Origin of the sequence: Rhizobium sp. P28RR-XV (assembly GCF_012641385.1) — a bacterium.
In the GTDB taxonomy this organism is placed as follows: Bacteria; Pseudomonadota; Alphaproteobacteria; order Rhizobiales; family Rhizobiaceae; genus Rhizobium.
Genome location: NZ_JABAIG010000003.1, coordinates 459,208 through 485,542, shown reverse-complemented (window position 1 = coordinate 485,542; position 26,335 = coordinate 459,208). Strand labels below are relative to the sequence as shown.

Sequence of the window (26,335 nt, the reverse complement as noted above, 5' to 3'; positions counted from 1 at the left end):
GGAGCGTCCGGAGCGTGACGAATGTCACTGCAAACAAAGTCATTCAGGAGGAGGAACCATCATGAAATATTCATTGATCTTTGCCGCCGCCCTTGCGGCGAGTTCGCTGACCGGTATCGGCGCTCAGGCGCAGGATGCCGCCGTGACCCTGACCTGGCAGATGTGGGGCGAACCGAACGACGCGCAGCTCTGGCAGCAGCTGGCCGATCTCGTTAACAAGCAATATCCCGACATCAAGGTCAAGCTGCAGCTTTCGGGCTGGACTGACTATTGGACACGCATGCCGGTTCTGGCGGCGTCGGGACAGGTCGCCGACATCGTCTCGATGCAATCGATGCGCATGCCGAATTTCTATTCGATCCTGACGCCGCTCGATGATTACGTGAAAAAGAGCGACGTGAAGGTGGGGGATTTCGAGACATCGATCATGTCCGGGCTCTCCCAAGACGGCAAGCTCTATGCGCTGCCATACGACGTCGGCCCGTGGATGGTCTTCTACAATCGCGACAAGTTCGCCGCCGCCGGATTGAAGGAGCCCGCCAAGGATTGGACATTCGACGACTTCAAGGCCGACGCCAAGGCGCTGACGAAGGACGGAACCTACGGCTACGGCACCCAAGCCTTCGATTTCATTGCCGGCCCGGTCGCGCTGGGCGCGGAATACTTCAACTCCAATAACGAGTTCGACCTCACCAATGCCGGCTTTGTCGATGCCTTCAGCAAATATGCCGATCTCACCGCCACGGACAAACTCTCGCCGGTCTTTGCGTCCGCAGCCGATGCCTCCGCGGCAAGCGGCCGCTTCGCCTCGGGCAATGTCGCCATGTATATCGACGGTCCGTGGACGCTGATTACCGCGCAGGCCAACGTCAAGTTCAAGATCGGCATCGCGCCGCTGCCGCGCGGAAGCGGCGCGTCACGCTTCATTACCGCCGGCTCGGGCTGGGGCATTTCGGCCGGCAGCCAGCACAAGGATGCCGCCTTCAAGGCGTTGCAGGTGCTGACCGGTCCCAAAGCCGCCGAAATCCTCGGCTCGGCCGGGCGGGCGCTACCGGCGCGGCTTGCGCAGCAGACCGCCTGGTATGACGGCGCGGCCAAGAATGTCAGCGGCACCCGCGACACGCTGCAATATATGTTTGCCCACACGACGCCATTCCGCATCAACGAAAAATGGAACCAGTTCGAGAATCTGGTGATGCAATATGTGCCGCTTGCGCTGACGGGAGATTCAAAACCCGATGGCGTGCTCGCCGACATTCAGAGCCAGCTTCCCTAACCCCGGGGGTATCTGGCCTGCCTGCGGCCGGGCCTATCAACCCGACCGTAGTGCCTCTTGCCGGAAAGGAGAGGCCCATGATGCTGGGCAAACATACCGACATGATCGCAAGACCAAGGCCGCGCTCCCGCAAATGGTTCAAGGGCGAGGGATGGACGGCCTTGTTCTTTCTACTGCCGGGCCTGATCGGCATAATCCTGTTCCTCGTCCTACCGATCCTTGCCTCGATCGCGCTCAGCTTCACCAATTGGCAGTTGCTCGGCACGCCGCGTTTCGTCGGCCTATCCAACTATGTGCGCCTGTTTACGACCGACCCGCAATTCTGGACGGTCATGCGCAATACCATTTTCTTCACGGTCGAATATCTGGTGCTCAATATCGTCATCTCGCTCGGGCTGGCGACCTGGATTTCGAGCCTGAAGATCGGCCAGCGCTGGTTCCGGGTGATCTTCTTCCTTCCGACCTTTACCCCGCTCATCGCCGGCGCCATGGTCTGGATGCTGATCTTTACGAGCGGCGGTCTTTTCGACAGCCTGATGGCGGGGCTGTCGCTGCCGTTTGCAGGCGTTCTCAACGATCGCACGCTCGCCATGCAGGCTGTCGTCCTGACATCGCTGTGGGCTGGCGTCGGCTATAATACGGTCCTATTCAACGCCGCTCTCGACATGGTGCCGGCAACCTATCTCGAAGCTGCGCGGATCGATGGTGCGACGGCCTGGGATCGCTTCTGGAAAATCCGCCTGCCGCTGATCTCACCGACGCTATTCTTCGGCACTGTCATGACGGCGATCACGTCGCTGCAGGTCTTCGACCAGATTTTCGTCATGACGAAGGGCGGGCCGGGATCGTCGACCGCTACGCTCGGCTATGCCATCTACCAACGCGGCTTTCAGAACTTCCAGATGGGCTATGCCTCGACCATCGCCTGGGTGATGTTCGCGCTGATCATGGCGCTGACAGCCCTGCAATTCTGGTTCCAGCGCAAATGGGTGCATTATGACGCTTAAATCCAAAACCAGAGCACGCCGGAAGCTGGTGCTCGATATGGTCAATCACGTAGCACTTGCGCTCGTGGCGATCGCTTTCCTGTTTCCCTTCTTCTGGATGGTATCGAACGCGGTGCGCTCCAACGCCGAGGTGACGGCAATCCCGGTACGCATCCTGCCGGAGGTTTTCGAATGGGGCAATTTTGCCGCCGCCTGGACCAGGCTCCCCTTCGGCCGCTTCTTCCTCAACAGCGCCATCATCGCCATCTGCGTAACAGCGATCACCGTCGTCGTCTCCTGCCTGTCCGGCTACGCCTTTGCGCGCCTGAAGTTCAGGGCGCGCGAAGCGCTGCTGCTCGGCTATATCGGCACACTGATGGTGCCGCCGCTGATGCTCATCATTCCCCTTTTTCTGATCGTCAACAAGCTGGGCCTGGTCAACACCTTCCCCGGCGTGATCCTGCCGATCTCATTCGGCACGTTCGGCGCATTCCTGATGCGACAGTTCTTCCTCTCCATTCCCATGGAGCTTGAGGAAGCGGCAAGGATCGATGGCGCCTCGCGCCTGCGCATCCTCGTCAGCATCATCGTGCCGCTGTCGATGCCGGCGATCGGACTTCTGTCGCTCTTCACCTTCATGGGGCAGTGGAACAATTTCCTCTGGCCGCTGATCGTCATGACTGGGGCCGACAATGCCACTTTGCCCGTCGGCCTCACCATGTTCCAGACGCAGCAGGGCACGCAGTGGAACTATCTGATGGCCGGCGCCACCCTTTCCATGCTTCCAGGCATCGTCCTCGCGATCATCCTGCAGAAGCTCATCTACAACAGCATCGCCCTCAATGCGGGCATGGGCGGGCGCTGAGGCGTCGGCCGACATTTTCGGGAGAGAGATCCATGGCAAAACTGACCATTCGCAACGCCATCAAACGCTACGGTGCACTCGAAGTGCTGCATGGCGTCTCCGTCGCAGCGCAAGACGGCGAGTTCGTGGTGCTTGTGGGACCCTCGGGCTGCGGTAAATCCACGTTGCTGCGCATGATCGCCGGGCTGGAAAGCATCAGCGACGGCGAGATCGAAATCGGCGACCGCATCGTCAACGATCTCGAACCCAATGAGCGCGACATCGCCATGGTGTTCCAGTCCTACGCGCTCTATCCACATATGACCGTGCGCGACAACATGGCCTTTTCGCTGAAGCTCGCGCGCCGCAGCCGGCAGGAGATCGAGGAGAAGGTGAACGATGCCGCCGCGATCCTCGACCTCGCCGCCCTCCTCGATCGTTACCCCCGGCAATTGTCCGGCGGCCAGCGCCAGCGCGTAGCGATGGGGCGTGCCATCGTCCGCAATCCAGCGGTCTTCCTCTTCGACGAGCCGCTTTCTAATCTGGATGCTAAACTTCGTGTGCAGATGCGCACCGAAATCAAGACACTTCATCAGCGGCTCGGAACCACCATGGTCTATGTCACACACGACCAAATGGAAGCGATGACCATGGCCGACCGCATCGTCGTCATGCGTGGCGGCCACATCGAACAGATCGGCTGTCCGCTTGAAATCTACGATGCACCCGTCAACAGCTTCGTCGCCGGCTTTATCGGATCGCCATCGATGAACTTCATTGACGGCCTCGTCGTCGACCGAAACGGAGCCCTGCAATTGCAAGTTTCGGAAAATCTGCGCTGGCCGCTGCCGGAAAGCGCTCGCCGCCATCTCGGCCGATCCGTCCAGCTCGGCATCCGCCCCGAACATATCGCCATTGAAGCAGATGGCGTTCCGGCCAAGGTGGTCATCATCGAGCCGACGGGCTCGGACACGCATCTGCAATTGCAGGCCGGCGCTCAGTCGATCGTCGCAGCCGTCAGGGACCGCCCCTCGGTGTCACCCGGCCAGCCGATCCAACTCAGGATCGATCCGGCAAAGGCACATCTGTTCGATCCGTCGAACGGCCAGCGTCTGCAGTGAGCATGCTTCTCCGCTTGAAGCGGAAGGCTGCTGTGCAGCCTCCTCCTCTTAGATCCTCGATCCTCGACGAATTCAGGCCGCCGTACACGGCGTTGAAACCGGCTTGCGAATGCCGGCCTGCTTCAACAAAGGAAGCACCCGGTCACGGAAATACGGGAACTCGGCATTATAATCGACAAATGAAATAGTCGTTCCGCTAAAACCAGCCTTGTGAAGGGCAAGAATACCCTCAGCGACCTGCTCTGGCGTCCCGACGAGCGGGAAACCGCCATGTCCGGCAGCCATCCGATCCCGGATCAAGGCCAGCAAGTCATGGGGGAAGGATTGTGCGTGCGCGAATTGCAGGCGCACCAGATTGTCGACAGCCCCCCAGTCCGCATTGTCTTTTCCAAAATGCCGGAGATAGTCTCGTGCCTCCGCTTCTGTCGGTCGGCAGACGACATGGGCGAAGGTAAGGACGCCCAAATTGCGACCGGCGGCTTTGCCTTGCTGTTTCAATTCGGCAATTTCAGTCGTCGAACGGTCCAAATCTATGGCCGGCGTAAACAGAAAATCGGCATTCCGCACGGCGAAGGCGCGGCCTTGGCCGGAACCCGCGGCATTGAGGATAGGAGCATGACACCGAGGGCGGGGATCACCAAGGACATTCTTAAGATGAAAGAACTGTCCGTCATAGTCGAAGGACTGATCTCGCTCCCATAGGCTTTTGACGACATCAAACCATTCCTCCGCATAGGCATAGCGGCTTTCATGATTGGCGGGCAGATCAAGCCCCAGCGCTTTATATTCCGGCTGGTTCCAACCGGCCACTATGTTGAGGCCGATCCGGCCTTTGCTGATCTGATCGATCGTCGCCATTTGCTTGGCAACGACGACCGGATGGTTCGCAGCCGTGTGAATGGTGGCAAAGACATTGATCTTGTTCGTGCTGGCGAGCAAACCCGCTGCCCACGTCATCGTTTCCAGCACATTACCGTGGAAATTGGTGTCGCCGCCGTAGCCGATCCATCGGGCGATCGGCAACATGAAATCAATGCCCGCTTCATCGAGCTGGCGCGCCAGTTTCAGATTATTGTCCCAGGAATTGACCCAGCGTTCCGGGACCTTGGTGACGCTCATGCCGCTGGAGCAATTGCTGGCGAAAGTGCCAAGCAAAAATTGCCCTGCGGCGAACATGGAGTTCTCCGACATTTCGTTCCCTTTATTTTTTGATATAATTTACAATAGAAATTCTATTTGAAACTTCAAATTTGTCAACGTTCACTATCTTGGCGCCGCATCAACATCCCGCAAAGGAAGCATATGAGCACTGAAACCGAAGACCAGAAAAGTCATCCGCGTGGCTTAGATCGAAGCTGGCACCTGGCGCAAACGCCGCTACAAGTGGACCTGACCGAATTGGAATTCGCCCTCATGCGCGCGTTCGAAGCGTTCGGTCGCTGGCAAACCGAATGCCTGGCTTCGGTCATCGGACTGGCAGCGAGCGGCCCCGAGAACGCCATGCTCCATATAATTCGCATGCATGACAGACCCAAATCCATCAAGGATCTTGCCCGCCTGTCCAATCGGGAAGACATCCCGAACATGCAGTACAGCTTGAGAAAGCTGGTCGGCGCGAGACTGGTGGAAAGAAAGGGCAGCGGCCGTTCGGGAGTCACATATTCTGTGACCCAAAAGGGCCGAGACATCACAGACGAATACGCCGCGGTGCGCTCGGCCCTTCTGGTGAAAGCCGTACAAGGCGTACCGAACATGGGGCGCCGTTTGGAGGAAGCGTCCAGCACATTGGACCTGATGACCGGCATTTACGAGCACGTGGCCAGAAGCGCGGCGACACATCGTCGCTTTTCAGAAGACTAGGTTTCGGCTTACCGCCGGCGTTGCGGACGATATCAGGCCGGATCCATCCGGAATATTTTGGCCAAGCCCAGGTCAGGCGCCCAGCGCCGCCGCCGGGCTGGAGCGCAAGGCACTGAATGCGGGCACGATCGATATGATCGCCGCGACGGCTGCAAAGCCGCCGATAAGCCATAGATCGTCGAAGGAAAAGCCGACGGGCAGACGCACGGCGGTCGAGGCGGCAAGCCTTGCCGAGATCACCAATGCCGCGATATAGCCGAGCGCAATGCCAAGTGCGATGCCAGCGGCAAAGAGGATGAAGAGCTCGCCCCAGACGAGCACGACGATCGAGTGGATCGGCGTGCCGAGCGCCCGCAAGGCGCCGATCTGCCGGCGCCTGGAGCCGACATGCATGATGGTGACGAGCACGATTGCGGCAATGACGATCGCCTGCGTGCCGAGCGCAATCGCCAAGAGAAGGCTGCGGGCATCGCCGAGCGTTGTGTAGAGCCTGGTCAGCACCTCGGCCGGAAAGACGCCGAGCGTCGTACCAGTGCGGTATTCCTGCCGCAGGCGGTAGGCATCGGCAATGGTCTTCGGCTTGACGAGCACGGCCGGAACGCCAGGCGTCTGCGCGTCGAAATGCTCGTCCAGCGGCGCATCGGCATCGACATGGCCATGCTCATGGCCTTCTTCGTGGCCGGCGGCGTGTTCATGCGGCTCGGCGCCATGCGCATCGGCCGCGTCATCATCATGATCGTGATGGTCCTCCTCGCCATGCATGCCGTGCAATTGCCAGACGGCGCGGATCGGCACGAGGATAGCCCGATCCCAGGCAGTGCCCGTCGGCGCCATGCGGCCGGTGACCTTATAGGCAATCGCGGTATGGGTTTCGCCGCCGGTTTCGGCCGTGCCATGCATCGGCTTGATCTCCGCACCTATCGACAAGGCGACATCGGAGCCGACCACCGCTTCGCCGAGGCGCGAGAACATTGCGCCCTGCGACAAGGAAGGCGAAAGAGAGGAAATGAAGCCGCTCGTCGTGCCGACGATCGGATGTCCGTAGGCGGAATCACCGAAGCCGACGGGTGCCGCCAGCGCGACGCGCGGATCATCGGCAAGGCGGGAAAGGACAGCGCCCTCCATCAGCGGCAGCGGCGCTGGCTGCAGGAAGACGGCCGAAAGCGCCAGCTGGGTCTCGCTGCCGGCGGCGCCCACAAGCAGATCGAATTTCTCAGCGGCACGGGCGCTGCCGAGCCGGACGGCCCGCTCCTGCAGCGTCACGGTCACGCTCAAGGCGACCGATAGGGCAATCAAGACTACGACGGCGAGCGCTCCGCTCCAGAAACGGCGCAGATCGGCAAGAATGAAAGCGATCATTGCGCGGCGACCTCTTGGCTGTCTTCCTCGATGCGGCCGCTCGCCAGGTTGATGCGACGGCCAAGACGCTCGGCAAGAACAGCGTCATGCGTCACGACGACCAGCGTCGTTCCTTCTTCGGCTGAAAGCTGCAGCAGCAGTTCCGCAACCTCCTTGCCCGCCTGCCGGTCGAGGCTGGCGGTCGGCTCATCGGCGACGACGACGCCCGGGCGCGATAAAAGTGCGCGCGCAACGGCAACGCGCTGCATCTCACCGCGCGACAGGGTTTCGATCTTCTGCTGCGGGCGGGCGATACCGGTCACGGACAGCAGATGAAGCGCGCGCGCCCGCTCGCCCGGCGTGAGACGCCGCGCCAGCTTGACCGGAAGCACGACGTTTTCGAAGGCGGACAGACCGGGAAACAGATGGAAATCCTGCATTACGAGACCGATATTGCGCGCGCGAAACGCATCGCGCCGGCCGGAGGAAAGCCGGGTGATCTCGGTGCCGCTCCAGGAAATGCTGCCGCGCGTCACCTTCTCCAGGCCGGTGATGGCGTTGACGAAGGTGCTTTTGCCGGAGCCGGATGCACCGGTGATCGCAAGCCTGCCGCCGGCCGGCAGATGGAAGCGCTCAATGGCGAGCACAGGCGCGGCCAAACCCGGAAACTGCATTTCAAGACTGGAGACATCGAGGGCGAGCATAGGAATCAAACAGTCCTGAACGAGGCGTCCCGGAGACGCAATTGGCTGATGAAACCTGTTTCCGGATCCGTCCACGAGCCGAATTCCAGGACGCCGCGTGCCATGATCGGCGCATTGTACTGCACGAATGTCTGCTTGGACGAGAGATAGACCACCACGATATTATCAGGCCAATCGGCATCGGAAGAGCAGAACGGGCAAAGCGACATCGGAATTTCGGTGAGGACGAAGAAAGCCGCCTCCGCCTTCAAGGGCGGCGCCATGAAGCCGTTGATGGCGACATCCTTGCCGTTCAGCTGCGTCACCTTGTCGGAAAATTCGAGACCGAGCGGACCGAAGCTCTTGTAGAGCTCACCGAAGCCGAGCTTTTCCGCAGCATTCGCGCGCGTGACAATACCCATCAGCGGCAGCATGGCAGCGCCAGTGAGCAACGTCCGGCGGTTGATGACGACGGTCTGATCCCGAGACATGAGAACCCTCATGAAAAATGGAGGGACAGGCGACCAGAAGCCGCCTGTCCCAATTCACGGATATGAACAGATTTTACATCTTTTCAGAGCCAAGAGCGAAGGCATCGACCAGCACGTGGTAGACATCGCTCTGTTCCATATAGCCCCGGAAGCCTTCGGCACCCGGACCGGCGGCCTGCAGCACGACGTCGTCGACGGCATGGACGCCGCTGTCCTCGTCCTTCGGAATATTGCCCTGCACGAAGACGGCGCCAGGCACATCCTTGTAGGCTTCATTGGCAACATATTCCTTCTTCTCGTTCTGGATCGCCGGAACGAAAGGACCGTCGAGCTTCGGACGGAAGGTCTCGTAGTGATCCGGACCGTTATTGGCGGCCATGAACAGGCGGCGCGAAACGTCGACGCGGTCCGGATAGCCGTCGCCATCCTTATCCTCATAGTTCGGGAAGCCGGCGGCCGCATAGGTGCCGACCTTCTCGCGCATTTCGGTGCCCGGCTTGTCGTCGTCTACCGTACCGATGATCGAGACGCCATGCGTATGGTCGCCGGTGACGACGATCAGCGTATCCGGGTTCTTGGCCTGAAATTCGCGGGCAACGGCAACGGCCTTGTCGAACTCGATGGTTTCGACCAGGGTGCGATCCCAGTCGAGCGGATGGCTCATCTTGTCGATGGATGCGCCTTCGACCATCAGGAAGAAGCCTTCCGGATTCTTGGACAGCTTGTCGAGCGCGACCTTGGTCATGTCGACCAGGCCCGGCTGGTTCGGGAACTTGTCGACCGTGCCCTTCTTGAGGAATTCGCGGTCAAGCGTGACATCGAGGTTGCCGGTGTGGAAGAGGCCGAGCAGCTTGTCCTGGTTGGAGCCCGTCGCCGTCGCCAGCTCGTTCTTGTCGGTTGCAACGGCATAGCCTGCGTCCTTGAAGAGCGCGATATAGTCCTTGTCGTCCTTGCGCTTCGAGCCCGGCACGCTCTTTGCCAGGAAATAGGCCGAGCCGCCGCCGAGCAGGACATCCGGCTTGACGCCGTACATCATGCCGACGATGTCGGCCTTGTCGGCGCGCTTGCGCGTATGGGAAACCAGCGCCGCCGGCGTCGCGTCCTCGACCTCGGCCGTGGTCACGATGCCGAGCGATTTCTTGCCGGTGCGGCGAAGGGCCTCGCCGATCGTTTCGACCTTGGGGTCGTCCAGGCTGGCCGGCGTGCGGTCGGCATAGACGCCGAGCGCGTTCACGGCGGACTTGTGGCCGGTCATATAGGCCGACATGGTATTGGCGCTGTCGGTGGCGATGGCCGACGTCGAGGACGTGCCGATGAAGGCGACGGGCGGAATGTCGTCCATGGCGAGACGGCCATTGGCTTTGCCTTCGGTCATGCCCTTGGACATGATGCGGGCGCCCGTGCGATGCGCGACGGAGAGACCGTCGCCGAGCAGGAAGATGATGTTCTTCGCCTTCGGTGTGGCCGAGGTGCCGTAGACATCCCAGTTGACAGCCTTCTTCTCGTCGCCGGCCGACACCTCGACCTTATACTGGCCGGTCTTTGCAAGCTTGACGCCGCGAAGGATCAGGGCCGATCCGAGAACCTTGTCTTCAGCACCCTTTTCTTCCGCGACAAAATCGGCGGCCTTGCCGAAAGCGGCCTCATAGCTTTCCTCGTTGACCGTGACCTTGACGTCTTCCGGCTTGACGACCTTGCTGAATTCCACCTTGAAATCGAATGGCGAGCCGGCAAGTACCGTCGCCCGGTCCAACGGATAGACCGTCGCTGCGTGTGCTGCACCGGCCAATACGGTCGCAGACATCATGGAGAGAACAAGTTTACGCATTTTATACCCCCTGCGTCGTGGTTGCTTCCCTCTCCTCACTTATAAAAGCCAGATGACAATCATGTAAAAAAGAGTCGACTTTCTGCAACCGGAAATTCAAAAGGGGCACTCGCTAAGGAAGACTGATTGTATGTGCCGCATCTAAAGGACGGCGCGAACGGCCTGAATGCCGGGACCATCGCCGCAGGGGACACGTAATTCGCTACGGCTTTGCGCGATCGGGATGTGCCGCCTGAAAAGGCGGCAAATTCGTGCACCTGCCATCGATTTCGACGATGCGCTTGAGATCGGTCAGGTCCACGCCCCAGCGGCGGGCATTGTAGACCTGCGGCACAAGGCAGATATCCGCCATGGTCGGCGTGTCGCCAAAGCTGAAGCGACCATCGAACCTGCTCAACATGATCTCGAGCTTGCGAAGGCCGGCGGCAATGAAATGCCTCATCCATTCCTCGCGGGCGTCGGCTCTATCCGTGATGGTCATGACATGGGCGGCAACATACGTATTGCAAATGGGATGGATATCCATGGCGATCGCATAGGCAAGTGCGCGCACATGCTGGCGGCCGGCGCTATCCGGGGGCATCAAACGGCTCTCGGGCCGAAGCTCGGCCAGATATTCGATGATGGAAAGCGACTGCGTCAGGATTTCTCCGTCGATCATGAGCGCCGGCACGAAGCCTTGCGGATTGAGCACCAGATAATCGGCGCTATTCTGTTCGCCTTCCAGCAGGTTGATGGATACGCGCCTATAAGCGATACCGAGCATGTTGAGCGCAATGCGGACGCGGTAGCTGGCGGACGAGCGCCAGTAATCGTAGAGAACGACGTCGCTCATCGCGGCTCGGCCCCCAGGTATTTTTCGACTGATTGTTCGATCGCCCCGAAGATCGAGTGCCCGGTACGGTCCTGCATTTCGATGCGGACCTGATCGCCGAACCGCAGGAACTGTGTCTTCGGCGATCCGGTTTCGATCGTCTCGATCATGCGGAGCTCGGCAATGCAGGAGTAGCCATCGCCGCCATTCTCGACCGGCTTGCCCGGCCCGCCGTCAAGCTTGTTGGATACCGTTCCCGAGCCGATGATCGTGCCGGCCACAAGGCTGCGGGTCTTGGCCGCGTGCGCAATCAGCGCGCCGAAATCGAATGTCATGTCGACGCCGGCATTCGCCCTGCCGAAAGGCTTGCCGTTCACGGCAACCAGCAGCGGCAGATGCAGCTTACCGCCATCCCATGCCTCGCCAAGCTCAGTCGGCGTAACGGCGACCGGCGAGAACGCCGATGCCGGCTTGGATTGGAAAAAGCCGAAGCCTTTTGCCAGCTCCTGCGGGATCAGGCCGCGCAGCGACACGTCATTGACGAGCATCACCAGCCGGATGGCCTGCCGCGCCATGTCCGGACTGGCGCCCATGGGAACGTCACCGACGACGACGGCAACCTCGCCCTCCATGTCGATGCCATAGGCTTCATCGGCCGCAAGGATCGGATCGCGCGGCGCCAGAAAGCCGTCCGAGCCGCCTTGATACATCAGCGGATCGACCCAGAAGCTTGCCGGCATTTCGGCATTGCGCGCCTTGCGCACCAGTTCCACATGATTGACGTAGGCCGAGCCGTCGGCCCATTGATAGGCGCGCGGCAGCGGCGATGCGGCATCATGTTCGTGAAATCGCATGGTCGGCTGCGCACCGGTCTCGATACCCTCCGCGACCAGGGCGAGCCTGGGTGCCACATGCTCCCAATCGTCGAGGGCCGCCTGCAGGCTGCGGGCGATGTGACCGACCTCGGAACAACGGGTCAGATCACGCGAGACGACGACAAGCCGGCCGTCTCTGGTGGAGTCCTTCAAGGTCGCAAGCTTCATATCTAGGCTCCGATGTCAGAGAATAAGTCGCCAGTCTTCACTTGATGCCGGGCGTTCCGTCGAACCGGCGCTCAAGACCGTCCCAGCATTCCAGATAGTCATCCTGCAGCGTGTCCAGCTCGGCGGCATATTTCGTCAGCTGCTGCGGGAAACGGGTTTCAAACATGAAGGCCATGGTATGATCGAGCTTCACCGGCTTCAATTCGGAATTCGACGCCTTTTCGAAGCCGGATGCATCAGGCCCATGCGGCAGCATCATATTGTGCAGGCTGATACCTCCAGGCACGAAGCCCTTTTCCTTCGCATCATACTGGCCGTGGATCAGGCCCATGAACTCGCTCATGATATTGCGATGATACCAGGGTGGGCGGAAGGTATGTTCGGCCACCAGCCAGCGCGGCGGGAAGATGACGAAATCGACATTCGCGGTGCCAGCACTTTCGGTCGGGGCGGTCAGCACCGTGAAGATCGACGGATCGGGATGGTCGAAGAGGATGGCACCGACGGGGGAGAACGTCCGCAGATCGTATTTATAGGGGATGTAGTTGCCGTGCCAGGCGACGACGTCGAGGGGAGAGTGGCCGATCTCCGTGACATAGAACTTGCCGCACCATTTGACATGCACCCGGCAAGGCGTTTCCTTATCCTCGAAGGCGGCAACCGGCGTCTTGAAGTCACGCGGATTGGCAAGGCAATTGGCGCCGATCGGTCCGCGCTCCGGCAGCGTGAATTTCGCGCCGTAATTCTCACAAATATAGCCGCGCCAGACCTCTTCGTCGCCCTTGCGCGTCACCTTGAACATCATGCCGCGCGGAATGACGCATATTTCCAGGGGCGCGACATCCATGATGCCCATTTCGGTGAAGACCCTGATGGCGCCGACCTGGGGAACGACCAGCAGCTCGCCATCGGCGTCGAAGAAATAATCGTCGACCATATCCTCGTTGAAGACATAGGCATGGGCGGCCATGCCGGCCTGGGTCAGAACGTCGCCGCCGGTCGTGATCGTGCGGATCCCTTCGAGAAAGGTCAGCCTTTCGGTCGGTGTCGGCAGCGGATCCCAGCGGAGCTGGCCAAGCGGAAGGGAATGGTCATCCAGGCAGGGTGCTGATTTCCAGAACGGATAGGAGGCGTTGGAAAAGCGCCGCGTGTGGCGCACGCTCGGACGGATGCGATAGAGCCAGGATCGCTCGTTCGTGCCGCGCGGCGCCGTGAAGGGCGAACCGGAAAGCTGCTCGGCATAAAGACCATAATTGCACTTCTGCGGACTGTTCTGTCCCTGTGGCAGTGCGCCGGGAAGTGCCTCCGTTTCGAAGTCGTTGCCGAAGCCCGGCATATATTGCAGCGCTTCCGCCGCTGTTGCCTGGCGGTCGGAAGCCTTGGATATCGTCTGGTCCATCGCTCCACTCCTCCCGAGAGCTGAAGGCGGCCTCACGTTTTGGCGGGGCCGCCCGAAAGAATTATTCGGCGGCCGTGCCGATGACGCCGCGCTTGATCTGGTCGGCCTCGATCGATTCGAACAGCGCGCGGAAATTGCCTTCGCCGAAGCCTTCGTCACCCTTGCGCTGGATGAACTCGAAGAAGATCGGGCCGATGACGGTCTTGGAGAAGATCTGCAGCAGGATCTTCGTCACGCCGCCATTCACCACGCCTTCGCCGTCAATAAGGATACCATGTTTCTTCATGCGCTCGACGGGTTCTTCGTGCCCATTCACGCGCGCATAGGACATATCGTAATAGGTCGCTGGCGGGCCGGGCATGAAGCGCAGGCCGTTTTCGGCGAGCGTATCGGTCGCCTGATAGATATCATCCGTACCGACGGCGATATGCTGGATGCCTTCGCCCTTGTACTTCTTCAGGAACTCCTCGATCTGGCTGGTATCGTCCTTCGATTCATTCAGCGGAATGCGGATCTTGCCGCAGGGCGAGGTAATCGCCCGGCTCACGAGACCAGTGATGCGTCCGTCGATATCGAAGAAGTGGATCTGCTTGAAATTGAACAGGTCGCGATAGAAGTCCCACCATTTGTCCATGTTGCCGCGGAAGACATTGTGCGTCAGATGGTCGAGATAATAGAAGCCGACGCCTTCGGGGTTGGGATTGGCTTCGCCGATCCAATCGAATTCGGCATCGTAGGCTGATCCTTTCTTGCCGTAGGTCTCGACGAAATAGAGCAACGAGCCGCCAATGCCGACGATTGCCGGAACATCGAGGGCCTTGTCAGTCCCCTCATAAGCAACGGCCCCCTTGGAGACAGCGTGGTCGAAGGCGTGCTTGGCGTCGACCACGCGCCAGGCCATGGACGGCGCCGCCGGGCCATGATCGGCAATGAAGCGGGCGGCGTGGCTGCCGGGCTCTGCGTTCAGGATGTAGTTGATGTCTCCCTGGCGCCAGACGGTGATATCTGTTGTCTTGTGCTTGGCAACCGCGACATAGCCCATGCGGGTGAAGAGCTCGCGCAGTTTCTCCGGCTCGGGATGAGCGAATTCGACGAATTCGAAGCCGTCTGTGCCGGCCGGATTGTCGGCGGTGATTTCGGACGGCGGCGCATCATGCGGAAAAGGACCCATTTTCTCCTCCTCAGAGACGGTACTTTGACTATGCAAAGTATGGCCCAAAACACGCGCAAAGTGCTTGCATTCTCCATGTGAAATGAAAATATTATACACGATCCGTGAGCATTTTGAAAGTTTCGCGCAATGGATGAGCCGCTCGACAAATTGGACCTCCGTCTTCTCGAGGAGCTGCAGAAAGATGGCAGGCTGACGAACAACGAACTGGGCGAGCGCATCGCGCTTTCCCCCTCGCAATGCTCGCGGAGGCGCACGAGATTGGAGGCGGAGGGCTATATTCGCAGCTATCAGGCCAACCTCGATCGCCAGAAGCTGGGCCTGGACATGCTGGTAGTCATTTCAGTGACGCTTGCCACGCATAACCGGGACAATGCCCGCCGGTTTTCGCAACTGATCAACGGGCTGCCGGAAGTATTGGAAGCCTATGCGCTGACCGGGGAAATGGACTATCACCTGAAAGTCGCCACCCGCGGGCTTGCCGGCCTCTCCCGGTTCGTCAACGACGTGCTGTTGCCGCACGAGTCGGTGCAGCATGTGAAGACCTCGATCGTCCTCGACACGCTCAAAACCTTTGAGGGATTTCCGGTGCCTGTCTCACAGAGCTGGCACGGCGACGGCACTCGATGACGATGAACCTACCATCCCGCCCGAATGCCCAGGTTGCCATTCGGGCGTTCGTCCATAAAGCTGTGACTAGAGTGGCCTATCAAGAACTGAGGACGAGTGAAGGAGTTGCTTTCAAGGTATGCTCTCTTTTCAATCATACAAAAGACTACATCCTTAGCGAGGGCAGGCTTGCATGGTATACGTGGACGTACAGGCGCAACATCTCGAAGGTTTTGCCGAAACTCTGCTGAGGTGCAACCATCTATATCATCCAAGCAACGACTCCCTTGCCTTGCTCAATGCTGTCAAAAGCAGGCAGCAGATCGAGATATTCGACTATAGCCACTCCGCCGATGCATTCACCCGCGCTTTCGGAATGCGAAATTCTCTGAAATGCCTGCGGGCGCTCGCCAACCTTGGGCCTGCCATACACGGATATGAAAGGGTATGCGATCTCGGCTGCGGTTCCGGTGCCTTCAGCCTTGCCTTTGCCTATCTCGCCGATAATCCCAACCTCGAGCTTCACGGCTTGGATGCTTCAGAAACCCAGCTTCTGCTCGGTGAAGAGCTCATGTCGGCTGCCGGGCTTCCCGGAAGCTTCGTGTTCGAGCGACGAAACCTGCCGACACAGATCGACTACCTTCCCGACCTGACGATCTCCTCCTACTGGTTCTGCGAAAACGAACATGTGATCACCGATCCGGTATTGTTTGATCTCATGGTCGGGCGGGAGATGCTGATCGTCGACTATGAAAAGATTATCGACCGCATTGCGACCTCCCTTCCAAGAGGATTTCACGTGCTGGCGCGGCACAGCGCTCTTGTCGAAATCCCCGCCGCGCTGACCGATTTCGTCGCTCAGGAATGGGCAAGCGTCTACAGCATTCACATCAGCCGTACCGCCGATTAGACGGGCAAACGTAAGGACGCGGCAATGCGACGGTGCCGACGGATTGTCCGGCTTGAGACGCGATGCCGCATGCCTTCACAATCGTATTGCCTGGCCTTGCCAACCGCAATGCTCCTGCCATCTATGCCTCGGCGAACTTGTAAAGCCGCGCGCTCCGATTGTTGGAATTTGTCGATCTGAAGGATTTCGCTCTTATGCCTTTCCGACCCTCGTCATTGCTTGGCGTTTTTGCCCTTGGCAGCTCAGCCGCCATCGTGCTCGGCATACAGGCTGCGGCGGCGCAGGAGATGTCGCAGCCGGTTCCTCAATGGCCCGATACGCCGACCGCGCGTCTGGAAGCGCTTGCAATCCTCCAGACCTTGAATGCCGACCTCCTCAGCAATGCCAGCGCCACGCTGACGCTCGACCGCTGGTGCGCCGCTCACAGGCTCGCGCCAGCGGGCTCCAAGATCGTCGCTCAACGTGTGCTCGGGCAGGACAAGGCAGCCGATGCTCCCATTCGGGAGCTGCTTGCTGCCGGACCCGACGAACCCATCGCCTACCGCCGCGTCCGTCTGGCCTGCGGCGACCGCATCCTGTCGGAGGCAGACAACTGGTATGTGCCGTCAAGACTGACGGCCGAGATGAACAAGGCGCTCAACACGAGCGATATCGCCTTCGGCCGCGCCGTTCAGGCTCTCCACTTTACCCGCACGAACCTGTCCGCGAAATTGCTTTGGTCTCCGCTGCCGGAAGGATGGGAAACGGGAGCCGAGCTGCCTGCGTCCGGAACAGGATCTCTGGTCCCGCCGCCATTCCTCCTTGAACACCATGCCGTGCTGAAGCTGCCGGACGGGACGCCGTTCAGCGCGCTGGTCGAGAGCTACACCAGCCATGTGCTCGACTTTCCGGCTCCGCATCTGCCTTCGCAATAGGCTTCGTCCCGTCCCTCGCCAGGAAAAGACGCCATGCGGAGCGAACCGCCGATAACGCGGAGAGGTTGTTTCAACCGCGCGACACAGGGGAAAAGCCAGTTTCACGCAAGTCACTCTGGTTATCGTGCCGGCATCAGCAACGTGCGAGGAACCAATGAGCATCTTTGGTAGCATGAAAACGGCCGTTTCAGGCATGAACGCGCAGGCAAATAAGCTTAGCACCGTGTCGGACAACATCGCGAACGTCAATACAACGGCCTATAAGTCGGCGACGGCCAGCTTTTCGTCGTTGATCCTGCCCTCGGGCGGCGGCAATTACAATTCCGGTAGCGTCGAGACGAATGTCAGCTATTCGGTCTCGCAGCAGGGCGACGCCATATCCACCTCGTCGAGCAGCGACCTGTCGATCCGCGGTGCCGGTTTCTTCGTTGTGCAGGGCGCCGATGGCTCGACGGTTCTGACGCGCGCGGGCGACTTTACCCCGGATGCGAATGGCAACCTGGTGAATTCCGCCGGCTACACCTTGATGGGTTATTCCTACGCGTCGGGAGCCCCCGCCGTCGTTGTCAACGGCTTTGATGGCCTGGTGCCGATCAATGTCAATCAGAGCGGCCTTGCCAACTCACCCTCGACCTCGGGCAGCTTTACCGGCAACCTCAATTCGGGTGCTACGGTTGTTACGGCCAGCGCGACGGTGGCCTTGCCGAGCACCGGCTACACGGGGACTGGCGGTACCGGCAGTACCCCGCCCGTTACCACCAACACTCAGAAGAGCTCGGTGGTTGCCTACGACAAACTCGGCAACACCGTCATGTATGACATCTATTACACCAAAACGCAGGCTGCTGACATCACCGCAACGCCGCCGACGACGGATCAGTGGCAGGTTGCCGTCTACCGCAATGCCGACGCGGCGACGGGTACTGGTTCATCCTTCCCCTACTCGTCCGCTCCTGTTGCCACCAGCACGCTGAAGTTCGATGCATCTGGAAATATGACCTCCGGCGGCACCTTCACCATCACCGATCCAAAGACTGCCGGGTCGATCGCGATGGATCTGAGCAAGATGACCCAGAAAGCCTCGGATTTCGCTTCCACCGGCTCGACCAATGGACAGGCGGCAGCGGCGGTCACAGGCGTCACCATCGACAAGAACGGCGTCGTCTATGCGAACTACGCGAAGGGCGATCCGAAGGCGATCTACCAGATTCCGCTGGCAACCGTTGCCAGCCCCGACAAGCTGACGCTTCTGAGCGGCAACGTCTATCAGGCCAATGCCGATTCCGGCGTGACCGTCACGAGCTTTGCCAACAGCAACGGCCTTGGCTACATCCAGTCGAACTCGCTGGAAGCCTCGAACGTCGACCTGGCAGGCCAGCTTACCGACATGATCCAGGCGCAGAAGAGCTACACGGCCAACTCCAAGGTCTTCCAGACGGGCTCCGACCTGCTTGACGTCCTGGTCAATCTCCAGCGCTGATTTTTCCGCCTATGCAGTCAGAAAGGCCCTTCGGGGCCTTTTTTGATTCCATAGCCGGGCAGCGGCAGGACAAAAGCTGACGATCGTCTTTCCCGATAATCCGGAGGAACGACATTTTTGATATTTGCTTTCGAAAGGACGACAGCACGTTCTGCGGGAAATGGATATTTTCTGCTCTTTGAACGCTTGCAATTCAAGGCCGGAAAAATATTGTGCGGCATTGCAAAGTGGATGCCGATCGGTGGTGAGGCGGGACCGTCAAGCGATCCCAAGACGAGGGATCTCGTTCCGTATCTGCGTCAGATGGCCTGGAGAAAGTCGCTAGCATGATCAAGCGTTTGTCGTTGCGTTGGGCGCTATCCTTCGCCGCATTGGGAATTCTTGCAGCGAGTAGATTTGCTCACGCCGGATCGGAGCAAACATGGCAGGAGGACCCCGTCAGCCACTGCAAATTCGTCGCGCCTGCTTCGCTGACAGCCGGACCCACGTTTTGGACAGGCGCCTGTACGGATGGCAAAGCCTCCGGCAATGGTATGCTGCGACGCCGCGACGGCAACCACGCCGGCACTGCCTTCTTTGGACAAATGGAAGACGGAATTCCTCATATAGGCGTCGTCGACCTTAACGAGGGATACCGGGTCGGAACCTTCGATCGCAACGACATCGGCGGCCAGGCTGAATTGGAACCTCAGATTCGGATCGATGCTTTCCGCGCCGCTATCGAAGCTGCACGACTTGTGAGTTCCAAATACAAGGCGGAGAACAAGGATGCATCGGCACAGCTCTACGAAACGCTTGCAAAAACGTTCGAAGCGCAGCTTGACTGACCAGAATCCTTTCCGCCTGATTCTGATCTGTGCAGCTCTTTTTGCGCCTGTGTCTCTATCGGCACAGGAAGCGGACGAGGCCGTCAAAGGCCTTCTCAAGGTGCTGGATCTCGATCAGGCTGGGGAGGCGATGATCAGCTACTGCGAGACCGCCGCGCCCGCCACCGCACCTCGGCTGAAGGAGGACTGGCAACGCTGGCGCGAACGTGCCGAAGTCGAGAAGGCGATGGCGGCGATCGGCGGAGCGCAAGTGAAGCGGATTAGGGACATGACCCGCCCGACCGCCACACGGCTCGTCGACGAGATCAAGCAGCGTGGTGCCGCGGCCGAACACTGCCCCGACCTTTCGAGTTGGCTGAACCAAGGGCCGTTCGATACGCGGAAAGCCTTTCCCGCCTATCATGCCCGGCTGAAGGAAGGTGGACAATTCGCCCTTGCGCCCGCTTCCGGAACATCGCCCTCAAGCCCGAGCACCGCGGCTGGTACTGCCGATGCAGCCATGATTCGTGGCAATGTCCGGGTTCCCGGCGCGACCTTCTATACGCCCACCCAATTGCAGACGCTGTTCGAAAGCTGGTGGGGACCGTCCAGGGACTTAGATCGCGCCCGGCGCAGCATGGCAGCGGCCATGCCGCTCATCATTCAGGGCAAGCTTGTCCGCTATGGCGATGCTTTCTTCCTCGAGGACAATGACGGGATATTCCGCTCGAAGCAGCGAGTGAGCCTCAGCCTTGCCGATAGCGCGCTGGCACCCTATGAGGGCAAGATTTTTACCGTTCGGGGCCATCTGAACGAATTGCCGGGCGCATTGGTGTTTCTCTACGGGGTGCAAACCCTTGACCCGGCGGGTTTGGTTCCGTCCGATCTCCCAATCGATGGTGGCCGGGTGCGGCTCAATGCGCGCGCTGATCAGGTCATGGCCGTTGCTGGCGGCGGCATAGCTTCGGCGCAGATTCATGGCGTCCTCTACAACAGCTATCGTGATGGCGACGGTCAATTTGTGGAGGATGTGCTGCTGCTCCTCAAGGACGGCAGCTATTACCGAGGTCGCGTGGCGCCGTCTCGGCTCGATCTTGCCAAGTCGCGCCGCATGCAGCCCCAGCTCTGGGGCAAATGGCGCATGCAAGGGAGCGGCTTTCAGATCCAGCCGAGCGATGATGAGGGCCGCCCAAAGGCTTGGACCGACCAGTCCGGCTTCCTCTTGTCCGACTGGAAGCATGGGCAGTCAATTACAGGCACATTCACCAACAAGAGCTTCAACGGCAGCATCGCCTTGGGTGGCGTGTATCGCGAGACATCCTACCGCTTTACCTCTGACGGCCGGTTCGAGATTATTGGCCTCACGCGGGGCGGATCGGGATCCATGGCGGCAGCGGGCGGCTTTAGCGGCAGTGCCACCCGCTATTCGGATGGAGAAGGCAGCCGCAGCTCGGCGGGTGGGGGGAATGGGAGTGTCTTTGCCGGCAGCCGATCGAGCAGCGACGATGGCAGCGCCGATCGGGGCACTTTTGCGCTCGAGGGTTATGCGATTACCCTTCGTTTCGATGATGGCCATGTCGAAACCCTCCTTTCCGCCCCCTGGGACGAAGCGCGGAAGATACTCATCGACGGAAGCACTTATTCGCGGGACTGAGATAGCACCCGATCGGCGGCGAGAATGACGAGAGGACGTCCCGTTAGAACACGCGCAGTGGATTACGGCATGTTGGAGCTGCGTGTCGGCAAGTGTGCCGGATCTCAGTCACTTTGAGCGAAACATGCTCGTCAGATGGCGAAATCGCTGCGCCCACAACAAGGGATCGGTGATTTCGGACGAGGAAGACGCGATCAGGCGGTCAAGGCGAGGCAAGAGAAACGCAGCCCAATCGTCAAGATCGCTCTTGCCGAAATATGGCAGCCAGACGTCGGCGGGAGTATCCCATTGCGTTGGATTTGCCCGAACCAGATCGCCCAGCTTTACCAATACAGTTCCGCCATTCTCTCCGACAACTTCGATCTCCGGGTCGGGATCGGGCCTGGGAAGGCGCGCGATGATGCGTTCTTCCAAAGCCTTGCCAACTATTCGATCTGCCTCGTTCAGCCGACGAAGTATTCTTGTGTCGCCGGCAAGCTCAGAGCCCTGTGTCATGTTGAGCGTAAATTTGCCGCCCATAACGCTGTTCGAATATTGGGACACCTGTAGCCAAAAGACCCTTTTGCCGCGGCTAAAGCTGCACTTGCCGGTGCCTTGCGGTTTCCAGCCGAGCTCTTGAAATCTTGAAGCCAGCAGCGAATGCATATGCCGATGAAAGTCTCGGCTTTTCAGATAGTCGCGCATGCCCATCCTTTAGAGGCCATATCCGTTCCTGGAACATCTCATGGCATGCTCAAAGGCACAATCTCCGGCAGTGTGCAAAAACAACCTTGTTAATCGTCGAATGCGATGTGCCTGGCCTATGCCGATATTTCAAGCCGCGCGAACTCGATCGCGGCCGCTAAGCTTGGCTGCATAGAGGGCCTGATCGGCGCGCCGGTAAAGATCCGGAGCGCTGTCGGTTTCAAGACAGACAGCAATGCCGGCCGAACAGGTGTAGCCAAAATCCGGGGAGTCGGTAAGCGGCCGGGAAAACCGGATCGTCGTCAACATCCGTTCTATGAACTCGATTGCATCCTGCAGCTCCGTCCCCGGCATGACGAGCACGAACTCCTCGCCTCCGACCCGCCCGAAACAATCGGTGCGCCGTACGTGCTGATGAAGCCGATGAGCAAAATCCCGCAAAACGAGATCCCCGGCGTGATGACCGAGCCTATCGTTGATCGATTTGAAATTGTCGATATCGAACACGGCAAGGCATCCGATGCCACCATCCCGGGCGCCAATCAGCATGTCGTCTATTCGCGCCATGACGAAACGGCGGTTGGCGACGCCTGTCAGCTCGTCGGTTTGTGAAGCCTTGATGGCTTGGTCGCGATCTTGCCGGACACTCCGGTCTTCGGCACGCAACGTTGTTATGTCGCTCGCGATACACAGCATCCAGCCGTTCTTCTGCACGGTCTCGGTCATCCAAAGCCAACGGCCGTCGGCCAAATCGGTCTCGAAGGCTCGATAGCCGATCTTGCCGCGTCGTGACTGCGTCGACCGTAACCACCCGTCGAAATCGGTTGCGCGAATGACGGTGCCGCGCCCAAGTTCGAAGTTGCGCCGCATCAGATCCGGCCAAAGCGGCGTCTCATCGGCATCAATGAAATAGGCCGAGCGGAAGGCACGGTTCGCGTACCGCAACCGGTCCTCGGCGTCATAGGCTGCAATGAGTGTCGAGCTGGTCGCACAAAGCTGCAGAAGCTGTTCGCCCATTTCGTCCATATCGAATCCCGCTCATTGCGCTCCACAATACTTATTGCAGAATTCTCCCGAGAAAAGGGGCAGACGCGTGAACGGATGCTACGTCATCCCTTCCACATTCTCAATTCAATCACGGCAGCACCCGCCATCGCAAACAATTCTATATTGACTTTTGTCGCTTCGAAAAACCGGGCGATTTCAGGATTTCTAGTTGAGATTGCAGCTGGATGGTGATCCTATGCCGCCCCGCATATCTGACTTCTTTCTCGCCTTCTTGATTCCATCACGCGAGCGGCGCATGTCCATTTCAGATACGATCTACCGACCCTTCGAAAGGCTGATCCAGCCGCTCGATATCCCCTACCGGCCCCTGCCGTCGAAGGGGCCACTGGCCGTTCTTCTTCACTTCGTCCTGATGTTTCGCGGCATCCTGGTCACGCTCGCCCTCTGCACCATGGCGATCGAGGCCATGAGCCTGACCATCGTTTGGGGCCTGTCTGTCATTGTTGATGGCGTCACGCAGCAAGGTGCTGCCGCTTTCCTGCACAACGACCGGATGCTGTTGATTTTCCTTGGCCTGATGCTTTTTCCCTGCATCCCGATTGGCTCTTTCCTCGTCAATACGCTGAATTCGCACACGCTCGGCATCGGCATGCCGGCCGCTATTCAATGGCAGGGCCACAGGGCGGTGGAGCGGCAGGACCTCGCCTTCTTCCACGATCTCTATGCGGGCCAGGTCGCCTCGCGCCTGCAGCAGGTAGCGTCGGCCGTGCAGCAGCAGGTCATTTCGGCCTTCCAGTCCATCCCGCGCTTTATCATGCAGATGGTCGGCTCCGTCGTCCTTCTGAGCGCGCTCTCCTGGCAGCTTGCTCTTCCGTCCATCATTTGGATCACGCTCAACGTGCTTCTCGCCGTCAGGTTGGCGCCCGTCTTCACTGAGCGCTCACGCCGCTCCGCCAAGCGTCGCAGCCAGATTTCCGGCGCCATCACCGATCTCTACGCCAACATGCAGATGGTCAAGCAATTCGCCGCCGAAGACAGCGAGGCCGGCGCTATCAGAGGCATAATCGGCAAGGCAATCAAGGCGCAGCAGAGCGAACAGCGCATCTACCGTACCGCTGAAGTCGTCGTCGTGGTTCTCAACATGATGCACTGGCTGGCCATCCTGTCGATCGGCTTTACGGGGCTCGTCGACGGCTTCGTCACGATCGGCGAGTTCACGGCCGCCGTCTATGTTCTCAACCGCCTCTCCGGTCACACATTTACATTCCTGCAGATGGGCCAGCAGATTTTCCAGGCGATCGGCACGATCAAGGACGCCATGCCGGTCATGACAACCCCACCCACCATCACCGACCGCCCGGATGCCGCTGATCTCAAGGTCGAGACCGGCGAGATCCGTTTCGAAAATGTCCACTTCGCCTACAAGGCCGGCAAGCCTGTCATCGAAGATCTGTCGCTGACGGTCCACCCCGGCGAAAAGGTCGGCTTCGTCGGCCTTTCGGGTGCGGGCAAGACCACGCTCGCAAACCTGCTCTTGCGCTTCTACGATATCAGGGAGGGCGCGATCCTGATCGACGGGCAGGATATCCGCGCCGTCAGCCAGGCAAGCCTTCGGCGCGCCATTGGTGTCATCGCGCAGGATGTGGCGCTGCTGCATCGTTCGGTCGGTGACAATATCCGCTATGGCCGGCCGGAGGCGAGCGAACAGGAGGTCGAAGAAGTGGCGAAGATGGCAGCGGCCGACGCCTTCATCGCCGACCTTACAGATAGCGAAGGCCGCAAGGGCTTCGATGCTTTCGTCGGCGACCGCGGCATCAAGCTATCAGGCGGCCAGCGCCAACGCGTCGCAATCGCGCGCGTCCTATTGAAGGATGCGCCGATCCTGGTGCTGGACGAGGCGACCTCGGCTCTCGATAGCGAATCCGAGGCCGCCATACAGGAAAAGCTCGCCCTTGTGATGGAGGGAAAAACCGTCATCGCCATTGCGCATCGCCTTTCAACCATCGCCAGAATGGACCGGATCGTCGTGCTCGATGGCGGGCGGATTGTGGAAGAAGGCAGACCGGAGGAATTGGCGCAGCAGGAGGGCCTGTTTGCGCGGCTATGGAGACGCCAGACCGGCGGTTTCATCGCCGAGGAAATCAATTAGCCGGACGGGAAGAGAGCCATCTTGTCACACCGACCGAGTGGTGGACCTCGCATTTCGAAGCGAGGTCCGCATCGTCTCCGAGCAAACTATTTGGCAAAGCGTTCCGGCCGGAAGGCAGCCAGAAGCGGATGCCGTTTGCCGGTGGCGATCTCGTCGGCAAGCAGCTCGCCCGCGATCAGGCCGAGAGTGGCGCCGCTGTGGCTGAAAGCAACGAAATAGCCTGGTATCGCCTGCAATTCGCCGAAAACAGGCTCACCATCGCCTGGAATTGGTTTGGGGCCGACGCCATAGTCGCCGATTTCGAGTTTCGGGTTCCCTTCCAGAACCTTTGAGGCCTCCAACAACAAGCCTTCAAGGGTCGATGGCTTGATCTGATAGCTGCCATCGGTATTCACGACGACCTCTTCTTCCGACCAGGCCGAATCCAGGGCAAAGGCACCGTCTGGGGTCGGACGAATGGCGACGCGCGGCGTGTTCAGCACAGCCTTCAGCGGATGCTTGACCGGCTTCGTCCGGACGAGAAGTGCGATCGGCGTATCATCGCCGATATACTGGCCGGCCTCGGCAACGATCGCGGGCACTTCGCCGCCGGCAGCCAGCAGCACCGCATCGGCCGGCCAATGGGCGCCGTTTGCGGTCATGACGCCGCGGGCGCGGCCATCCCGCACGTCGATCGTCGCCCGGCCGGCATCGGTGACGATTTCACCACCCACCGCGCGGAATTCCTCGGCAAGAACGCCGATCAAAGATGGCAGATCGACCCAGCCCTCGCCCGGATTGAAGATCGCTCCTTGTCTGGTCACAGAGCGAGCATCGACGCCGGGTGTAATCTTGGCAATCCGATCCGGCGCCAGCAATTGCGCATGATAGCCAAGATCACGCTCGTAGTCGAAAACGGCGGCAATCTCGTTGCCGGCATCGTCCGCATCCCAGGTCAGGCCGCCGTCGAAGCGCAACCAAGGCGCACCCGGATATTTGGCTGATAGCGTGCGATAGCGGTCGATGCCGGCCATGCGCGTCCGATGATACGCATCCGAGCGACGCCGGGCCGAATTGAGCCAGGCGAGCGAGCGACCCGATGCGCCGTTCGCCAGCGCGCCATCGTTGATAAGAGTTGTTTGAATGCCGAGCCGCGCCAGATGAACGGCAGTGGAGACCCCGAAGATACCGCCGCCGACGACAATAACTTTCGAAGGACGAGTGGGAGCATGCATGTTGGAAAACCTTGTCACTAGTGGATGTTGTGATCAGGAAGCCGCCGGAATTC

General features: G+C 59.8%; 25 protein-coding genes. 12 read left to right on the top strand and 13 right to left on the bottom strand.

Features of this window, described 5'->3' with window-relative positions; all coding sequences use genetic code 11:
- The first annotated feature begins 61 nt into the window (after nucleotides 1–61).
- From HGP12_RS09145 to HGP12_RS09130, 4 genes are all read left to right on the top strand, one after another.
- On the top strand, nucleotides 62–1,276 hold the full coding sequence (locus tag HGP12_RS09145; protein WP_168839231.1) for an ABC transporter substrate-binding protein: 1,215 nt from the start codon (nucleotides 62–64) through the stop codon (nucleotides 1,274–1,276).
- An 80-nt stretch (nucleotides 1,277–1,356) separates the two neighbouring features.
- Nucleotides 1,357–2,283, top strand: coding sequence for a carbohydrate ABC transporter permease (locus tag HGP12_RS09140; protein ID WP_168839639.1), 927 nt, complete (start codon nucleotides 1,357–1,359; stop codon nucleotides 2,281–2,283).
- Entirely contained in the window at nucleotides 2,273–3,127 is an 855-nt protein-coding gene (locus HGP12_RS09135; protein WP_168839232.1) for a carbohydrate ABC transporter permease, read from the top strand. Before HGP12_RS09140 ends, HGP12_RS09135 begins: the two co-directional genes overlap by 11 nt.
- Nucleotides 3,128–3,159: 32 nt before the next feature.
- Nucleotides 3,160–4,227: an ABC transporter ATP-binding protein gene (locus HGP12_RS09130; RefSeq protein ID WP_168839233.1), complete on the top strand. Its 1,068-nt coding sequence runs from the start codon at nucleotides 3,160–3,162 to the stop codon at nucleotides 4,225–4,227.
- 72 nt (nucleotides 4,228–4,299) lie between these two features.
- Here the strand turns inward: HGP12_RS09130 and HGP12_RS09125 are convergent, their stop codons facing one another.
- Nucleotides 4,300–5,346 (bottom strand): LLM class flavin-dependent oxidoreductase, encoded by a 1,047-nt coding sequence (locus tag HGP12_RS09125; protein ID WP_246703308.1) that lies wholly within the window; start codon nucleotides 5,344–5,346, stop codon nucleotides 4,300–4,302.
- Nucleotides 5,347–5,529: 183 nt separating this feature from the next.
- On the opposite strand from HGP12_RS09125, the gene HGP12_RS09120 reads away from it, so the two are divergent.
- On the top strand, nucleotides 5,530–6,087 hold the full coding sequence (locus HGP12_RS09120) for a winged helix DNA-binding protein (protein WP_168839235.1): 558 nt from the start codon (nucleotides 5,530–5,532) through the stop codon (nucleotides 6,085–6,087).
- 72 nt (nucleotides 6,088–6,159) lie between these two features.
- Here the strand turns inward: HGP12_RS09120 and HGP12_RS09115 are convergent, their stop codons facing one another.
- From HGP12_RS09115 to hppD, 8 genes are all read right to left on the bottom strand, one after another.
- Complete coding sequence (locus HGP12_RS09115; RefSeq protein ID WP_168839236.1) at nucleotides 6,160–7,446, bottom strand: ABC transporter permease; 1,287 nt, start codon at nucleotides 7,444–7,446, stop codon at nucleotides 6,160–6,162.
- Nucleotides 7,443–8,129 (bottom strand): ABC transporter ATP-binding protein, encoded by a 687-nt coding sequence (locus HGP12_RS09110; RefSeq protein WP_168839237.1) that lies wholly within the window; start codon nucleotides 8,127–8,129, stop codon nucleotides 7,443–7,445. Before HGP12_RS09110 ends, HGP12_RS09115 begins: the two co-directional genes overlap by 4 nt.
- 5 nt (nucleotides 8,130–8,134) lie before the next feature.
- Complete coding sequence (locus HGP12_RS09105; protein WP_168839238.1) at nucleotides 8,135–8,599, bottom strand: hypothetical protein; 465 nt, start codon at nucleotides 8,597–8,599, stop codon at nucleotides 8,135–8,137.
- Between the two features lie 73 nt (nucleotides 8,600–8,672).
- Entirely contained in the window at nucleotides 8,673–10,427 is a 1,755-nt protein-coding gene (locus HGP12_RS09100; RefSeq protein WP_168839239.1) for an alkaline phosphatase, read from the bottom strand.
- A 202-nt stretch (nucleotides 10,428–10,629) separates the two neighbouring features.
- Nucleotides 10,630–11,262, bottom strand: coding sequence for a maleylacetoacetate isomerase (gene maiA, locus HGP12_RS09095; RefSeq protein WP_168839240.1), 633 nt, complete (start codon nucleotides 11,260–11,262; stop codon nucleotides 10,630–10,632).
- A complete protein-coding gene (locus HGP12_RS09090) occupies nucleotides 11,259–12,284 on the bottom strand; it encodes a fumarylacetoacetate hydrolase family protein (protein WP_168839241.1) in 1,026 nt (341 codons plus the stop codon). The genes maiA and HGP12_RS09090 overlap by 4 nt, the downstream gene beginning before the upstream one ends.
- A 37-nt stretch (nucleotides 12,285–12,321) precedes the next feature.
- The gene (gene hmgA / locus HGP12_RS09085; protein WP_168839242.1) at nucleotides 12,322–13,683 is read right to left on the bottom strand and encodes a homogentisate 1,2-dioxygenase; all 1,362 of its coding nucleotides are present in this window, start codon (nucleotides 13,681–13,683) and stop codon (nucleotides 12,322–12,324) included.
- Between the two features lie 61 nt (nucleotides 13,684–13,744).
- Nucleotides 13,745–14,854 carry a 4-hydroxyphenylpyruvate dioxygenase gene (gene hppD / locus HGP12_RS09080; RefSeq protein WP_168839243.1) on the bottom strand — a complete coding sequence of 370 codons (1,110 nt, stop codon included), beginning with the start codon at nucleotides 14,852–14,854 and terminating at the stop codon, nucleotides 13,745–13,747.
- A 129-nt stretch (nucleotides 14,855–14,983) separates the two neighbouring features.
- On the opposite strand from hppD, the gene HGP12_RS09075 reads away from it, so the two are divergent.
- The 4 genes from HGP12_RS09075 (at nucleotide 14,984) to HGP12_RS09060 (ending at nucleotide 18,767) form a co-directional block, all read left to right on the top strand.
- A complete protein-coding gene (locus HGP12_RS09075; protein ID WP_168839244.1) occupies nucleotides 14,984–15,484 on the top strand; it encodes an Lrp/AsnC family transcriptional regulator in 501 nt (166 codons plus the stop codon).
- Nucleotides 15,485–15,656: 172 nt separating this feature from the next.
- On the top strand, nucleotides 15,657–16,373 hold the full coding sequence (locus HGP12_RS09070) for a methyltransferase domain-containing protein (RefSeq protein WP_168839245.1): 717 nt from the start codon (nucleotides 15,657–15,659) through the stop codon (nucleotides 16,371–16,373).
- Nucleotides 16,374–16,567: 194 nt separating this feature from the next.
- The gene (locus HGP12_RS09065; protein ID WP_168839246.1) at nucleotides 16,568–17,287 is read left to right on the top strand and encodes a hypothetical protein; all 720 of its coding nucleotides are present in this window, start codon (nucleotides 16,568–16,570) and stop codon (nucleotides 17,285–17,287) included.
- A 154-nt stretch (nucleotides 17,288–17,441) separates the two neighbouring features.
- Nucleotides 17,442–18,767 (top strand): flagellar hook protein FlgE, encoded by a 1,326-nt coding sequence (locus HGP12_RS09060; protein WP_168839247.1) that lies wholly within the window; start codon nucleotides 17,442–17,444, stop codon nucleotides 18,765–18,767.
- 17 nt (nucleotides 18,768–18,784) lie between these two features.
- Here HGP12_RS09060 and HGP12_RS09055 read toward each other — a convergent pair whose 3' ends face one another.
- Nucleotides 18,785–19,039 (bottom strand): hypothetical protein, encoded by a 255-nt coding sequence (locus HGP12_RS09055; protein ID WP_168839248.1) that lies wholly within the window; start codon nucleotides 19,037–19,039, stop codon nucleotides 18,785–18,787.
- Nucleotides 19,040–19,093: 54 nt separating this feature from the next.
- Between HGP12_RS09055 and HGP12_RS09050 the strand changes: the two genes are divergently transcribed.
- Complete coding sequence (locus tag HGP12_RS09050; RefSeq protein WP_168839249.1) at nucleotides 19,094–19,594, top strand: hypothetical protein; 501 nt, start codon at nucleotides 19,094–19,096, stop codon at nucleotides 19,592–19,594.
- Nucleotides 19,587–21,227 carry a hypothetical protein gene (locus tag HGP12_RS09045; protein WP_168839250.1) on the top strand — a complete coding sequence of 547 codons (1,641 nt, stop codon included), beginning with the start codon at nucleotides 19,587–19,589 and terminating at the stop codon, nucleotides 21,225–21,227. Before HGP12_RS09050 ends, HGP12_RS09045 begins: the two co-directional genes overlap by 8 nt.
- A gap of 108 nt (nucleotides 21,228–21,335) precedes the next feature.
- Here the strand turns inward: HGP12_RS09045 and HGP12_RS09040 are convergent, their stop codons facing one another.
- On the bottom strand, nucleotides 21,336–21,911 hold the full coding sequence (locus tag HGP12_RS09040; protein ID WP_168839251.1) for a hypothetical protein: 576 nt from the start codon (nucleotides 21,909–21,911) through the stop codon (nucleotides 21,336–21,338).
- Between the two features lie 129 nt (nucleotides 21,912–22,040).
- Nucleotides 22,041–22,937, bottom strand: a complete 897-nt coding sequence (locus HGP12_RS09035) for a GGDEF domain-containing protein (protein ID WP_168839252.1) — start codon at nucleotides 22,935–22,937, stop codon at nucleotides 22,041–22,043.
- A 277-nt stretch (nucleotides 22,938–23,214) separates the two neighbouring features.
- On the opposite strand from HGP12_RS09035, the gene HGP12_RS09030 reads away from it, so the two are divergent.
- Nucleotides 23,215–25,068: an ABC transporter ATP-binding protein gene (locus HGP12_RS09030; protein WP_168839253.1), complete on the top strand. Its 1,854-nt coding sequence runs from the start codon at nucleotides 23,215–23,217 to the stop codon at nucleotides 25,066–25,068.
- 86 nt (nucleotides 25,069–25,154) lie between these two features.
- On the opposite strand, the gene HGP12_RS09025 is transcribed toward HGP12_RS09030, so the two are convergent.
- Complete coding sequence (locus tag HGP12_RS09025) at nucleotides 25,155–26,282, bottom strand: FAD-binding oxidoreductase (RefSeq protein WP_168839254.1); 1,128 nt, start codon at nucleotides 26,280–26,282, stop codon at nucleotides 25,155–25,157.
- Between the last annotated feature and the right edge of the window lie 53 nt (nucleotides 26,283–26,335).